This window comes from Ochrobactrum sp. WV_118_8, assembly GCF_039631535.1.
In the GTDB taxonomy this organism is placed as follows: domain Bacteria; phylum Pseudomonadota; class Alphaproteobacteria; order Rhizobiales; family Rhizobiaceae; genus Brucella; species Brucella anthropi.
Window position 1 is genome coordinate 1674986 of the sequence record NZ_JBDIUZ010000001.1, and the last position, 13865, is coordinate 1688850.

The window sequence follows — 13865 nt, forward strand, 5'->3', positions numbered from 1 at the left end:
TCTGATGAAAAAGATCGAAGCCATCATTAAGCCCTTCAAGCTGGATGAAGTGAAGGAAGCCCTTCAGGAAGTCGGCTTACAGGGGATCACTGTCATCGAAGCCAAGGGCTTCGGACGACAGAAAGGTCATACCGAGCTTTACCGCGGCGCCGAATATGTCGTCGACTTTCTTCCCAAGGTGAAAGTTGAAGTCATCGTCGCAGACGAAACCGTGGACAGCGCCATCGAAGCCATCCGCAAGGCTGCCCAGACGGGACGCATCGGCGACGGCAAGATTTTCGTCTCCAACATCGAAGAAGTTATCCGTATCCGCACCGGTGAATCCGGCGTGGATGCAATCTGATAATACCTGCGTACAATCCATCGTCGTGCAAACAGGGAATTAAAATGACGACTGCCAACGATATTCTCAAACAAATCAAAGACAACGACATCAAGTTCGTCGACCTTCGCTTCACCGACCCGAAGGGCAAACTGCAGCACGTTACGATGGATATCGGCCTCGTCGACGAAGAAATGTTTGTCGACGGCGTGATGTTCGACGGCTCTTCCATCGCCGGTTGGAAAGCCATCAATGAATCCGACATGGTTCTGATGCCGGATCCGACGACGGCCCATATCGACCCGTTCTTCGCTCAATCCACGCTGGTCATCCTTTGTGACATTCTTGACCCGATCTCGGGTGAAGCCTATGGCCGCGATCCGCGCACGACTGCAAAGAAGGCGGAAGCCTACATGAAGTCGCTCGGTATCGGCGACACGGTCTATGTCGGTCCGGAAGCTGAATTCTTCGTCTTCGACGACGTGAAGTACAAGGCTGACCCGTACAATACCGGTTTCAAGCTCGACTCGACCGAACTGCCGTCGAACGACGATACCGAATATGAAACAGGCAATCTCGGCCACCGTCCGCGCGTCAAGGGCGGCTATTTCCCGGTACCGCCGATCGACAGCGCGCAGGACATGCGCTCGGAAATGCTGACCGTCCTCACCGAAATGGGTGTCACGGTTGAAAAGCATCACCATGAGGTTGCTTCCGCACAGCACGAACTCGGCGTGAAATTCGATACGCTGGTCCGCAACGCCGACAAGATGCAGATCTACAAGTATGTCGTGCATCAGGTTGCCAATGCCTATGGCAAGACCGCAACCTTCATGCCGAAGCCGATCTTCGGTGACAACGGTTCGGGCATGCACGTCCATTTCTCGATCTGGAAAGAAGGCAAGCCAACCTTCGCTGGTAACGAATATGCCGGCCTGTCGGAAAACTGCCTTTACTTCATCGGTGGCGTCATCAAGCACGCCAAGGCCGTGAATGCCTTCACCAACCCGTCGACCAACTCTTACAAGCGTCTGGTTCCGGGTTACGAAGCCCCGGTTCTGCTTGCCTACTCGGCTCGCAACCGTTCGGCTTCGTGCCGTATTCCATTCGGCAATTCGCCGAAGTCCAAGCGTCTGGAAGTTCGTTTCCCTGATCCGGCGGCAAACCCGTATCTGTGCTTTGCTGCCCTGCTCATGGCTGGTCTTGACGGCATCAAGAACAAGATTCATCCCGGTCAGGCCATGGACAAGGATCTTTACGATCTGCCTGCCAAGGAACTGAAGAAGATTCCGACCGTCTGCGGTTCGCTGCGTGAAGCACTGCAGTCGCTCGATAAGGATCGTGAATTCCTCAAGGCTGGCGGCGTGTTCGATGACGATCAGATCGACAGCTTCATCGAACTCAAGATGGCCGAAGTGATGCGTTATGAAACGACGCCGCATCCGGTCGAGTACGACATGTACTACTCGGTTTAAGAAAGCTGCGCGGGCGTTAATGCGTTCGCGCCATTTCTTTTGCTCTTACCGAGGGGAACGACGCGCAACACTTGATGATTGCGCGCGCAAAAGAAACCCCGGCATTGCCGGGGTTTCTTTATTAGATCAATGCGATAAGTCTGATATTTAAAGTGCTTTGAGCACGCGCGCCGCCATCATCATTTCAATTTCGCGGTTTTCTCGCCGCTCTATGGCTTCCGCGTCCGAACCCCAATGCTCGATAGTCCAGTCCTCATCAATATGAGCCAGATTCCAGCCTTGCTCTGCTGTTATTTCACCCTTTGCGATAGCAAGTGCAATAATCGCTGACCCGGTCAGCGTCGTCATTGTATGCAGTGATGCCAGCGCGATTGGGTCTTTGAAACCAGCCAGATGAACACCGAATGCCGCGATGGCTTCCCGAGGCTGTTCAATGTGCATCACACCTTCAGCAAGTGAAAAACGTGCGCCAAGGCCTTCCATCCAATCGATCAGCGGATCCCATTGCTCGGTCTGCCGAGAAACGAGTTCCTGCGGACTATCGGCGCGATAGCAAAGCATATCCGTGCCTGCGAAACGCAAAATGTCCTCGAAAACTGCCTGCGGATCCTGCGCAATCCCATCAATCGCCGTGTTGACGAGACGGGTCGCAGGCATTTTCCCCGGGTCGATAACCTTTTCCTGAACGGTGAATTCGTCCGCTACGATCTGGGCCGCCGCCTTGGTCGGCAACAGCAGCAGATTGCGAGCCGGCGTCTTGACAGGGCGACCATCCAGATGGACGGTAAAACCGCCTTCAACTTCCGCCACTTCTGCCTTTTCGTAGAAGCGTTTAGGCAGTTGCGCCAGCATCTGCTTTTGTGCCCGCACGATCGGGTTTTCGTCCGAAAGCTGCTTTCCTGCCTCAAGATCACTCAAAATATCACGCATAGATTTGTCCAGTTCTGTGTCGCTGACTTGGTGGAAGGCTCAACAACTAGAGAACCTGTTCGTCCATACCTTGCAGCAATGCATGGAGTTCAGATGGCGCTTCCAGAATGTGATGGGCGCCAGATTCAATCAGTCCCTGTCGGTTATGATACCCCCAGGAGACGCCCACCGCCATAGCCGCCGCCGCGCGTGCCATCTGCATATCATAAACAGCATCGCCGATAACAATTGTCTGGCTGGGTTCTATCCCCATTTCCGCGCAGGATTCAAGCACCATGGCCGGGTGTGGTTTCGACGGGCAATCGTCAGCAGTACGCGTCACCACGAAATGATGCCCGATGCCATGACGTTCGAAAACAGAGCGGACGCCGCGCTGGGATTTTCCGGTCACTATGCCAAGCAGAAGATCATCCCTCGCCCCGAGCTCCGTCAGAAGCGGCATAATTCCATCGTAGAGCGGTTCCGTGAAATCGGGCGCCTGTCGCAACATCACAAAGTTTTCCTTGTAGCGTTGCGTCAACCAATGCACCTGCTCATCCGGCTCGCGATCCAGAATCTTAGCAATAGCCAGATGCAGCGACAGGCCGATGATCGAATGCGTTTCCTCGATTCCGGGAGGTTCCAGACCGGCATCTGCGAAGCTCGTAGCCATGCATCTGTGAATGAAGTCACCGCTGTCGACCAGCGTACCGTCGCAATCGAAAAGGACCAGTTTCATCGGGCGTTGGTGACCTTTGCCGGCTTGTTGATAATCATCAGTCCGCAACCAATCAGCGCAAGAGCCGCGAATATTTTCCAGCTCAGAGGCTCATTCAGGATCAGACCGCTCAATAACACGCCGAAAGCGGGCGTGAGAAAGGCGAAATTAGAAAGTTTCGATGCCGGATAACGGCGCACCATCCAGAACCAGAGCGGATAGGTGAAAGCCACCACGAATATCGCCTGAAAGAGAAACGCCGATATGGACAAGGCATCCGGGCTACGAAGCAATGGGCCGCTCAACGCGATGAATGGCAGCGGCACCAGTGTCGCGACCACCAGCTGGTAGAGAAGCGTCTTTTCTGGAGCCGTATAGGCAAGCCGGGTTCGCTTGATAACCAGCGTGGTAAGTCCCCACAGCACACCTGACACCAGCGCAAGCATATCGCCATAGATGGCGTACGGCCCCGGTCGGCTGACATGATCGGAGAAGACGAGAAACACACCCAGAAAGGCGATACACATGCCAACGAAGGCCCGGACAGACATCCGCTCGCCGAGAAGGAAATGACTGCCAATAGCGACCCAGAACGGCATGACGTTCATCATGAGTGTGACGCGCCCAACGCTCGTCAGCTCCATCGCCAGAAAAATCAGGACGAATTCGCTTCCGAACAACAGCCCGGCGGCAATTCCGGCCCAGAGCGTGCCATCACGCTTGAAAAGCGGAATACGGCGCCAGTAACACCAGAGAAAAACGCACAGGCCACCGAGCGCAGCACGCCCCGCTGCCATCAGCATGGGATTGAACCCTCGATTGCCGATCTTGATGGCAACCTGATTGAGCCCCCAGCTGAACATGATGAACATGACCAGCATGATGGCCAGTCCATCGAACGAAACTCGTCCCTCGGACGATCCCCCCGCTTCGCCTGACATTTTTAATCTTCCGCACTTTCCTCATCAAAGCCGAGCAGGTTCCACGACTGAACCATATGCGGCGGCAGTGGCGCGGTCACATCGATAGTACCGCCCGACGGGTTTGGAATACGAATACGGCGCGCATGAAGATGCAGACGTTTTTGTATACCGCCCGGGAATTCCCAATTCTGGTCAGCTTCAAAATACTTTGGATCACCGATGATAGGATGACCGATATAGGCCGCATGAACGCGCAACTGATGGGTTCTGCCGGTATAAGGCTCCATCTCCAGCCAGGTCAGATTGTTCCCTGCCTTCTCAATGATGCGATAATATGAGACAGCGTGATCGGAATCCGGCTCACCATGCTGGCAAACACGCATCTTGTCGCCATCCGGTGTCTGTTCCCTGACCAGCCAGGTGGAAATTTTGTCTTCGCGCTTGCGTGGAACGCCTTTGACCAAAGCCCAATAGGTCTTTTTGGTGTCGCGTTCACGGAAGGCGGTGGTCAACGCCTGCGCTGCGCCCCGCGTACGAGCAACGACAAGCACGCCCGATGTGTCACGGTCGATACGATGCACAAGACGCGGTTTTTCGCCCTTCTTGTTGCGCCATGCCTCCAGCATTCCATCAACATGACGCGATACGCCTGAACCGCCCTGCACGGCGAGACCTGCAGGCTTGTTGAAAACATACACTTTCGGGTCTTCATAAAGAAGCATCTGCGAAAGCACGTCGCCGTCCTGCTGACTGCGGATTGTGCGCGCCGTGACCGGGCCGACGGCCTTTTCATCGACGCCAAGAGGTGGAATACGAACAGTCTGTCCGGCCTGAATACGCGTATCTGCCTTGGCCCTTGAGCCGTCGATACGAACTTGCCCCGACCGCAGAAGCTTCTGCAGATGGCCGAAACCCAGCCCCGGATAATGGACCTTGAACCAGCGGTCGAGCCGCATGCCCGCCTCGCCTGTATCCACAATCTTCTGTTCAACGCCTGCCATGGAGAAACCCGATCAACTCTTGCTATTGCGGTGCGTACGCGCGCGCCGGTCATTAAGTCCTGTCAATAGACGCGAGTTCCGACGATTGCTAGGCGGAATTCCTGAAAACTGCAATTTGGCTGCTTTAGCCGAAACTGGTCCAGCAATCCCTAAAGAATTCCATTTCGACTACTGAATCTTCACACTCGGTTACACACGTTCTTAATTTATGGTCGATCTTGACACCCAATCGCCACTTCTTGTCGTCATCAGATATTGATAGAACTAAGGGGCTATACCATTTAGTCCCGTGAAATAGAACGAGCGGGAGTGCGAAAGTGTCATTGCTCAAAATCTACTGGCGAGCCATGGAATACCTTGCGGTCGAAAAGACTGCAACGATTACCATGTGTGTCGCCAGCGTGCTGGTTGCCCTGGTCACACTTGCCGAACCTATTCTGTTCGGTCGGGTCATTCAGGCTATCTCCGATAAGGGCGACATCTTCTCGCCTCTTGCGATGTGGGCTGCGCTTGGCGGCTTCAATATCGTTGCTGCAGTCTTCGTGGCGCGCGGAGCCGACCGCCTCGCACACCGCCGTCGTCTGGGCGTGATGATCGATTCTTATGAGCGTCTCATCACTATGCCGCTTTCGTGGCACCAGAAGCGCGGTACATCCAACGCACTCCACACGCTGATCCGCGCAACAGACTCGCTTTTCACGCTCTGGCTCGAATTCATGCGCCAGCATCTGACGACCGTGGTTGCTCTGGCAACGCTCATTCCGGTTGCAATGAGCATGGATATGCGCATGTCGCTGGTGCTCATTGTGCTCGGTGTCATCTATGTGATGATTGGCCAGCTCGTCATGCGCAAGACCAAGGATGGTCAGACCGCTGTCGAAAAGCATCACCACAAGCTGTTCGAACATGTGAGCGATACGATCAGCAACGTCTCGGTTGTGCAGAGCTATAACCGCATCGCGTCGGAAACCCAATCTCTGCGTGATTATGCCAAGAACCTGGAGAAGGTACAGTTTCCTGTTCTCAATTGGTGGGCGCTGGCCAGCGGCCTGAACCGCATGGCATCGACCTTCTCAATGGTGGTGGTTCTCGTTCTGGGCGCTTACTTTGTCACCAAGGGCCAGATGCGCGTCGGCGATGTAATTGCCTTTATCGGCTTTGCACAGCTGATGATCGGTCGTCTTGACCAGATCAGCGCCTTCATCAACCAGACCGTTACGGCACGCGCCAAGCTTGAAGAATTCTTCCAGATGGAAGATGCCACGGCTGATCGTCAGGAGCCCCAGAGCGTCTCAGACCTGAACGACGTCAAGGGCGACATCATATTCGACAATGTAACCTTCGAGTTTCCGAACTCCGGTCAGGGCGTCTATGATGTATCGTTTGAAATCAAGCCGGGACAGACGGTGGCCATCGTCGGCCCAACCGGTGCAGGCAAAACGACGCTCATCAATCTGTTGCAGCGCGTCTTTGATCCGGCAGCTGGCCGCATCACGATCGACGGAACAGATACGCGTACCGTCAGCCGTCGTTCGCTGCGTCACGCCATCGCAACCGTCTTTCAGGATGCAGGCCTGTTCAATCGATCGGTCGAGGAGAATATTCGTGTCGGTCGTGAAAGCGCCACGCATGAGGAAGTGCATGCTGCAGCACGTGCCGCAGCAGCCCACGACTTCATTCTGGCCAAGAGCGATGGCTACGATACGGTTGTCGGTGAACGCGGCTCACAGCTTTCGGGCGGTGAACGTCAGCGCCTAGCGATTGCGCGCGCAATCCTGAAAGATTCGCCGATCCTCGTTCTGGACGAAGCCACCAGTGCGCTTGACGTTGAAACCGAAGAGAAGGTGAAGCAGGCGGTTGACGATCTCAGCCACAACCGCACGACCTTCATCATTGCTCACCGTCTTTCGACAGTCCGTTCCGCCGATCTGGTCCTTTTCATGGACAAGGGCCACCTGGTCGAAAGCGGCAGCTTCGATGAACTGGCCGCACGCGGCGGTCGCTTTACCGACCTTCTTCGTGCTGGCGGCCTCATGCTGGAGGACAAAGCGCCCAAAGCTGTCGAGGGTAGCAATGTGATGCCGTTTCCGTCCAAGGGCGCAGTGGGCTAAAACATAGAGCTTCACATGAAAAGCCCGCGATGATCTCATCGCGGGCTTTTTTCTTCATGGCCTAAAATCTAAAACGGTACCTCGAAGCGGAGCCCATCATATCCCGGTTCGACATTACCCGGTGTCTCACGCATGACTGTCTCGTAATCGAGTGGAACGTGCATATGCGTGAGAATGGCGCGCTTGGGCGCCAGCTTCTCGATCCATTCGAGCGCTTCACCAAGCGAGAAATGGCTTGGATGCGGACGATATTGCAGCGCATCTATGATAAGCACGTCGGCCCCGCCCAAATGCTTAAGGCTTTGCTCAGGGAAAGCGCTCACATCGGTGCAATAAACGACTGAACCAATACGAAAGCCGAGCGATTCAATATCGCCGTGTACCTGACTGAACGGCTTGAAACGGATTGAGCCACCCGCTCCCGATATGGAAAACGGCGTCTCCGGAGCAATATCGTGCATGCTGAGGATCGGCGGGTAGCTCGATCCGGCAGGTGTTTCGAAACAATAGCCAAATGCCTCGAAGAGCCGGTTCCGCGTCAATCGATTGGCATAGACATCCATGAGACGACGATTTTCAACGACATATGTGCGAAGATCGTCGACACCGTGAATATGGTCAGCATGCGGATGGGTATAAACAGCCGCATCGAGGCTGTATGCGCCTGCATCAATCATCTGAGCACGGAAATCCGGCCCGGTATCGATCACAACTGTTGTGCTGTTACCTGTATCGTCAAATCGCTCGACCAATAGCGATGCGCGACGACGTTTGTTTCTCGGATTATGGGGATCGCAACTGCCCCAATCGCCATTGATACGCGGCACGCCGGGCGACGAACCACAGCCCAGAACCGTGAAACGCAGGCAATTTTTTGGGGGATTCACGCTCAATCTTCCCCCTTACAGTGCCAGTGTAGGCCGAGGCATCTTGGAAAACAGCCTGAACACGTTGTCGCTCGTGATACGCGCGACTTCGTCATTGCTCACGCCAATTGTCTCAGCCAGCACGGCCGCCGTATGCTGCACGAAAGACGGTTCGTTACGCTTGCCCCGGTGCGGCAACGGAGCAAGGAACGGCGCATCCGTTTCCACCAGCAGGCGGTCACGCGGAACGATGGTCGCTATTTCACGGATCTCCGGTGAGTTCTTGAAAGTCAGAATCCCTGAGAAAGAAACATAACCGCCGAGCGCGATGCCCTTTTCAGCCAGAGCACGACCGGAAGAGAAGCAGTGCAGGATAAACGGAAAAGCGCCCTTCTCCGTCTCACGCTCCAGTATCTCGGCCATATCCTCATCCGCACTGCGGGCATGAATGACTAACGGCAACTGAGTCCGACGCGCCGCCTCGATGTGTACGAGGAAACCTTGGCGCTGCGCTTCCGGTGGGGCATAGTCGTAGTGATAATCGAGACCCGCCTCGCCTATGGCGACAACCTTCGGATGTTCCGAAAGACGCATGAGATCATCAGCCGTAATGTCGAGTTCTTCATGCGCGTTGTTCGGATGGGTACCGACCGAGCAATAAACGGAATCATAGGCTTCCGCGATCGCACGGATCGTATCGAATTTCTTCACCCTCGTGGAAATCGTCACCATGCGCCTAACTCCGGCATCCAGAGCGCGCTGAACAATATCATCACGCTCCGGTTCAAAGTCGGCAAAGTCGAGGTGACAATGACTGTCGACAAGCATCATCGAACTCAGTTCTGTTCTTCTGTTTCCACATAGCGCGGAAATACCGGCTGCGGGGCTGGCAGATCGGCACCCCCGACAAGCTGGCTTGCCGTAACGTCAGAGAACTGACGCTTGTCGGCAGGAATTGCCAGTATGTCGAGAAGCTTTTCTGCCGACTGCGGAATGAACGGCTGCACCATAATGCCGACACGGCGAATGACTTCAGCTGTTACATAAAGGACAGTGCCCATGCGTGCAGGATCGGTCTTGCGCAGAGCCCAAGGCTCCTGCCCTGCGAAGTAACGATTGGCTTCCGCAACGACGGCGAAGATCGCGCCGAGCGCCAGATGCAGCGCTTGGTCGTCCATAGCTTTACGCGCCGTTTCCAGCGCCGCATCGGCCTGATCGAGAATGGCTTTATCCGCGTCGGAGAATTCACCCGGAACCGGAACCTTACCTTCGCAATTCTTGGCGATCATCGACAGCGAACGCTGCGCCAGATTACCGAGATCATTGGCCAGATCGGCATTGGTGCGGTTGACGATGGCGTCATGACTGTAGCTGCCGTCCTGACCGAATGGTACTTCACGCATCAGGAAATAGCGCAGCTGATCGAGCCCATAACGTTCAACGAGACCGAAGGGATCGATCACATTGCCAAGGGACTTCGACATTTTCTCGCCGCGGTTGAACAGGAAGCCATGTGCGAAAACCCGCTTCGGCAGCGGAATACCAGCAGACATCAGGAATGCAGGCCAATAGACAGCGTGAAAGCGCGAGATATCCTTACCGATGATATGCGCATCGGCAGGCCAATAACCCCACTTTTCATCCGAAGTATCAGGATAGCCAAGAGCAGTAATGTAATTGGTCAGGGCATCGACCCAGACATACATGACGTGTTTCTCGTCACCCGGCACCGGAATGCCCCAGTCGAATGTCGTACGCGAAATCGACAGGTCCTTCAGACCCGACTTTACGAAGCTCACGATCTCGTTGCGACGTTCCGCAGGCATGATGAAGCCCGGATTCTTCTCGTAAAGATCGAGCAATTTGTCCTGATAGGCTGAGAGACGGAAGAAATAGCTTTCTTCCTGAACCCATTCGACAGGAGTCCCTTGCGGACCGTAGCGCACACCATCCTCGCGGACTTCCGTTTCCTCTTCGCCGTAATAGGCTTCGTCACGCACGGAATACCAGCCGGCATATCCACCCTTGTAGATATCGCCATTGTCAACCATCGCTTTCCAGATAGCCTGACTCGCCTTGTAATGGCGCTCTTCCGAGGTGCGAATATAGTCGTCATTCGAGCTGTTCAGCACATCCGCCATCTGGCGGAACGCAGCCGTATTGCGATCTGCGAGCTCGCGCGGCGTAATGCCTTCCTTGCGCGCGCTCTGCAACATCTTGATGCCGTGTTCGTCCGTACCGGTCAGAAAGAAAACATCCTTGCCATTCAGGCGCTGAAAACGCGCCATTGCATCGGTCGCGATCAACTCATACGCGTGGCCGATGTGCGGCTTTCCGTTCGGATAAGCAATCGCGGTGGTGATGTAATATTTTTCGCGGCTCATTATGGACCCGGTCTTTCGAAGTTTGAAAGCGCGCCTGAATGATTAGCAGACACACGAGGAGAAAATTATCAGCGGTGACATAACGCATGTCAGCGGCCATGTCACGCAAGCGGAGGCTGACCGGAACGAAAAGCGCGATGCGTTTTTTCCAAAAGGATTATCACAGCTTGCCGGCGGTCGAGATTGTAGGTTTCAGCATCCACGGTCTCGCGTACGAGATCGCTCCAGAAACGCGACCAGCGATCTGCATCACGCAGTTGCCCTGCCTCCGCACGACGACGAGCTTCGATTGCAACCTGCCCAAGCAGATGATCACGGAACAGCTCATATTGAACCTCCGACTCACGACCATTCAATATGCCGCCGAGCGCCTGCGCTTTCGGCAAATCGAAATTTTGTCCTTCAAGAAGGGAATCGACAGTGTCGGAGATTTCGATACCGCCATTCGCTACCAGCAGAAGTGCCTTACGCACACTGCCTTCCGATCGCTGGAGCAGTGTTTGCGTTACAGCGTCAGCCTGCATTCCGACACCGGGACCGACATGTGCCAAGGCATCCGTCAACCCAGCATCGTCAAGTGGCTTGAAGCCGATGCTCTGGCAACGCGACCGGATTGTCGGGAGCAAGCGTCCCGCCGAATGGGAAATCAGGATAAAGAGCGCCCGTGCAGGAGGCTCTTCCAGGGTTTTCAGGAGTGCATTGGCGGCATTGCGGTTCATATCATCGGCAGGGTCGACAATAACGATGCGCCAAGCGTGGTCTGATGCCGTTCTGGTCAGAAAATGTGTAACCCGGCGGATTTCCTCCACAGGAATACCCGTTTTGAATTTCCCGGTCTTCTGATCGAATGGGCGATTAATATGCAGGACAGCGGGATGCATCCCGCCTGCAATCTGTCGCCAGAGCGGTCTTGCAAAATCCGGAACAGCAATATGCTCCGGCGCCTCGCTATTGTCGCCATGCGCCAGCATATGCCCTGCCAGGTGAAAAGCGAGCGTTGCCTTGCCGATCCCCTGCGCACCTTCAAAGAGCAGCGCATGATGCATACGCCCCTCGCGATAGGCTTGCGCCAAAAAGTCACTAATCTCCCGGTGCCCGGCAACATAATCACTTGCAGAAGGCTCTGGCACACCCTCAATGGAATCGTGCGCTTTAGGGACGTCGAGTTCCTCAATCACAACAACCCCCTTTCCTTCAAAGCACTATCAACCTCTTTTGCGACATCACTTGCAATCTGGTCTTGCAAGCGATCAGCATCGATCACCTTGCAGCGTTCAGGTTCCGCCTCGGCGATTGCGAGAAAGGCTTGCCGTCGTGCCTCGTGCACCGCAATATCTTCCTTCTCGAACCGGTCCGCCGTCTCGCTACCGCGCCGTTTTCCAGCACGAGACAAACCCTTCTCTGCGGGAATATCGAGGATGATCGTCATGTCAGGCATGGCGCCATCGATCGCAATGCGCTCCACCGCCGCCATATAGGTTCTGTCGAGATTGCCGGTAACACCTTGATACGCACGACTTGAGTCGATGAAACGGTCACAGAGGACCACCCGCCCCTCATTCAGCGCCGGGCGGATAAGCTGGTCCACATGGTCTGCTCTTGCCGCCGCGAACAGAAGCGCCTCCATCGCTGCGCCGTAGTTCTCCGCATTGCCGCTCAATATGACATGGCGAATTGCTTCCGCACCAGGAGAACCACCCGGTTCTCGCGTGGTGACCGGATCGAAGCCGTTTGCCCGCAAATGCTTGGCCAGCAACGCAATTTGCGTTGATTTGCCCGCTCCTTCGCCGCCTTCGAATGTGATGAACAATCCCGACAAACCAACTTCCAAATGTTTGAATCGATGTCCGAATGGACTTCTATGAAAGTTATTATCGGCCTTTGGCTATCAGGTCGAGCCTGGAATACGCGTAGCACAGGTTAAAGATATTTCCGCAGCCAGCCAGTGGAAAGCTCCATTGCCGCACCCAATGCGCGCTTCGAAAGACTCCCCTCTTCTACAGATTGCGCTGTAAAAACAGGAACATCGCGAAGAATACTACCATTAAGCTCCAGCCGAAGAACGCCGACCTGCTGGTTGTCGGCAACAGGTGCATCGAGTGGACCCTTATAGACAATACGCGCTTTCAGCTTGTCGCGACCGTCCTTGGGCAGCAACAGCTCGACGCGATCCTTGACCTTCAACGGCACGTGCGTGAGCGCACCACCGAAAACTTGCGCCTCACCCACGATTTCGTCCGCCGGATAAAGCTGCACATCATCAAATGCCGTCATCCCCCATTGCAGGAGACGCTTTGCTTCTTCTTCACGCTCCTTGATGCTGGCAAGGCCGCTCATCGCCAGATAAAGCCTGCGACCGTTCTGTTCCGCCGACCCGACCAGCGCAAAGCCCGACGCTTCCGTAAAGCCTGTTCCCATGCCGTCAGCCCCGACATCAAGCCGTAACAACGGATTGCGGTTGCGCTGCATGATGTTGTTCCAGGTGAAGGCCGGTTGAGCATAGTACTTATAGTATTCAGGATGGGCGGTTCGGATATGTCGCGCCAATCTGACCAAATCCTGCAGCGAGACAACCTGCCCTTCAGCAGGCAAACCTGTCGAGTTTACGAATTTGGAGCCGGTCAAGCCTAGCTCCTTCGCACGGTCATTCATGCGGTCTGCGAAAGCCTGCTCGCTGCCTGCCAGTCCTTCTGCCAGTACGATAGCTCCGTCATTCGCCGACTGAACAATCATTCCTTGCAAAAGATCAGCGACGGTCGGCGTCGACTTGATACGCGCGAACATCGTTGACGTCCCCGAGGGTGCACCTCCGGTTCTCCATGCATTTTCGCTGACTGTGTATGGTGTACCGAGTGTCGTGGCACCCTGTTCGAGCGCTTCAAATACCACTTCCGCAGTCATCAGCTTGGCAAGAGACGCAGGAGGAATCGGAACATTGGCATTCTTGGAAAGAAGCACAGTTCCGCTCCGGTCATCGACGAGCAAGACCTGCGGAGCTTTTGTAACGAATGCAGTTTCGACAGGTGCCGCCAAGCTAGTAACCGGCATGGCAACAGCCAGCGAAACGCCGACAGTGACGGCACGAGCAAACACCAGTGTTTTTGAAATCAGCCCCATGCAAATCCCGTTACGTGAGCAATGTGATAGAGCTTACGC

At 55.1% G+C, this 13865-nt stretch carries 13 protein-coding genes; 3 read left to right on the forward strand and 10 right to left on the reverse strand.

The window, feature by feature from the left end; genetic code table 11:
- The first annotated feature begins 4 nt into the window (after positions 1-4).
- Entirely contained in the window at positions 5-343 is a 339-nt protein-coding gene (locus ABDF71_RS08035) for a P-II family nitrogen regulator (RefSeq protein WP_002964122.1), read from the forward strand.
- A 44-nt stretch (positions 344-387) separates the two neighbouring features.
- The gene (gene glnA, locus ABDF71_RS08040) at positions 388-1797 is read left to right on the forward strand and encodes a type I glutamate--ammonia ligase (RefSeq protein WP_010660034.1); all 1410 of its coding nucleotides are present in this window, start codon (positions 388-390) and stop codon (positions 1795-1797) included.
- Positions 1798-1944: 147 nt separating this feature from the next.
- Here glnA and ABDF71_RS08045 read toward each other — a convergent pair whose 3' ends face one another.
- From ABDF71_RS08045 to ABDF71_RS08060, 4 genes are read right to left on the reverse strand one after another with little or no spacing between them, the layout of a single operon-like run.
- Positions 1945-2727 (reverse strand): ATP12 family chaperone protein, encoded by a 783-nt coding sequence (locus ABDF71_RS08045; protein ID WP_151663038.1) that lies wholly within the window; start codon positions 2725-2727, stop codon positions 1945-1947.
- 46 nt (positions 2728-2773) lie between these two features.
- The gene (locus ABDF71_RS08050; protein WP_151663037.1) at positions 2774-3445 is read right to left on the reverse strand and encodes an HAD-IA family hydrolase; all 672 of its coding nucleotides are present in this window, start codon (positions 3443-3445) and stop codon (positions 2774-2776) included.
- Entirely contained in the window at positions 3442-4365 is a 924-nt protein-coding gene (locus ABDF71_RS08055) for a DMT family transporter (protein WP_010660031.1), read from the reverse strand. Before ABDF71_RS08055 ends, ABDF71_RS08050 begins: the two co-directional genes overlap by 4 nt.
- A 2-nt stretch (positions 4366-4367) precedes the next feature.
- A complete protein-coding gene (locus ABDF71_RS08060) occupies positions 4368-5348 on the reverse strand; it encodes an RluA family pseudouridine synthase (protein ID WP_010660030.1) in 981 nt (326 codons plus the stop codon).
- A 317-nt stretch (positions 5349-5665) separates the two neighbouring features.
- On the opposite strand from ABDF71_RS08060, the gene ABDF71_RS08065 reads away from it, so the two are divergent.
- On the forward strand, positions 5666-7459 hold the full coding sequence (locus ABDF71_RS08065; protein WP_010660029.1) for a glucan ABC transporter ATP-binding protein/ permease: 1794 nt from the start codon (positions 5666-5668) through the stop codon (positions 7457-7459).
- A 68-nt stretch (positions 7460-7527) separates the two neighbouring features.
- Here the strand turns inward: ABDF71_RS08065 and ABDF71_RS08070 are convergent, their stop codons facing one another.
- From ABDF71_RS08070 to ABDF71_RS08095, 6 genes are all read right to left on the reverse strand, one after another.
- Entirely contained in the window at positions 7528-8346 is an 819-nt protein-coding gene (locus tag ABDF71_RS08070; protein WP_151663036.1) for an MBL fold metallo-hydrolase, read from the reverse strand.
- 15 nt (positions 8347-8361) lie between these two features.
- A complete protein-coding gene (locus tag ABDF71_RS08075) occupies positions 8362-9153 on the reverse strand; it encodes a TatD family hydrolase (RefSeq protein WP_151663059.1) in 792 nt (263 codons plus the stop codon).
- Positions 9154-9161: 8 nt separating this feature from the next.
- Positions 9162-10709 (reverse strand): methionine--tRNA ligase, encoded by a 1548-nt coding sequence (gene metG / locus ABDF71_RS08080; protein WP_151663035.1) that lies wholly within the window; start codon positions 10707-10709, stop codon positions 9162-9164.
- A gap of 101 nt (positions 10710-10810) precedes the next feature.
- On the reverse strand, positions 10811-11887 hold the full coding sequence (locus ABDF71_RS08085) for a DNA polymerase III subunit delta' (RefSeq protein WP_151663034.1): 1077 nt from the start codon (positions 11885-11887) through the stop codon (positions 10811-10813).
- Complete coding sequence (gene tmk / locus ABDF71_RS08090) at positions 11884-12528, reverse strand: dTMP kinase (protein ID WP_029924729.1); 645 nt, start codon at positions 12526-12528, stop codon at positions 11884-11886. The genes ABDF71_RS08085 and tmk overlap by 4 nt, the downstream gene beginning before the upstream one ends.
- A gap of 101 nt (positions 12529-12629) precedes the next feature.
- Positions 12630-13826 carry a D-alanyl-D-alanine carboxypeptidase family protein gene (locus tag ABDF71_RS08095; protein ID WP_029924726.1) on the reverse strand — a complete coding sequence of 399 codons (1197 nt, stop codon included), beginning with the start codon at positions 13824-13826 and terminating at the stop codon, positions 12630-12632.
- Between the last annotated feature and the right edge of the window lie 39 nt (positions 13827-13865).

Excerpts from the sequence above, each read along its gene's own strand:
- ABDF71_RS08075 (WP_151663059.1), bottom strand. The coding sequence starts at position 9,153 with ATGCTTGTCGACAGTCATTGTCACCTCGACTTTGCCGACTTTGAACCG.
- ABDF71_RS08055 (WP_010660031.1), bottom strand. The coding sequence starts at position 4,365 with ATGTCAGGCGAAGCGGGGGGATCGTCCGAGGGACGAGTTTCGTTCGAT.
- glnA (WP_010660034.1), top strand. The coding sequence starts at position 388 with ATGACGACTGCCAACGATATTCTCAAACAAATCAAAGACAACGACATC.
- ABDF71_RS08050 (WP_151663037.1), bottom strand. The coding sequence starts at position 3,445 with ATGAAACTGGTCCTTTTCGATTGCGACGGTACGCTGGTCGACAGCGGT.
- metG (WP_151663035.1), bottom strand. The coding sequence starts at position 10,709 with ATGAGCCGCGAAAAATATTACATCACCACCGCGATTGCTTATCCGAAC.
- ABDF71_RS08060 (WP_010660030.1), bottom strand. The coding sequence starts at position 5,348 with ATGGCAGGCGTTGAACAGAAGATTGTGGATACAGGCGAGGCGGGCATG.
- ABDF71_RS08095 (WP_029924726.1), bottom strand. The coding sequence starts at position 13,826 with ATGGGGCTGATTTCAAAAACACTGGTGTTTGCTCGTGCCGTCACTGTC.
- ABDF71_RS08035 (WP_002964122.1), top strand. The coding sequence starts at position 5 with ATGAAAAAGATCGAAGCCATCATTAAGCCCTTCAAGCTGGATGAAGTG.
- ABDF71_RS08045 (WP_151663038.1), bottom strand. The coding sequence starts at position 2,727 with ATGCGTGATATTTTGAGTGATCTTGAGGCAGGAAAGCAGCTTTCGGAC.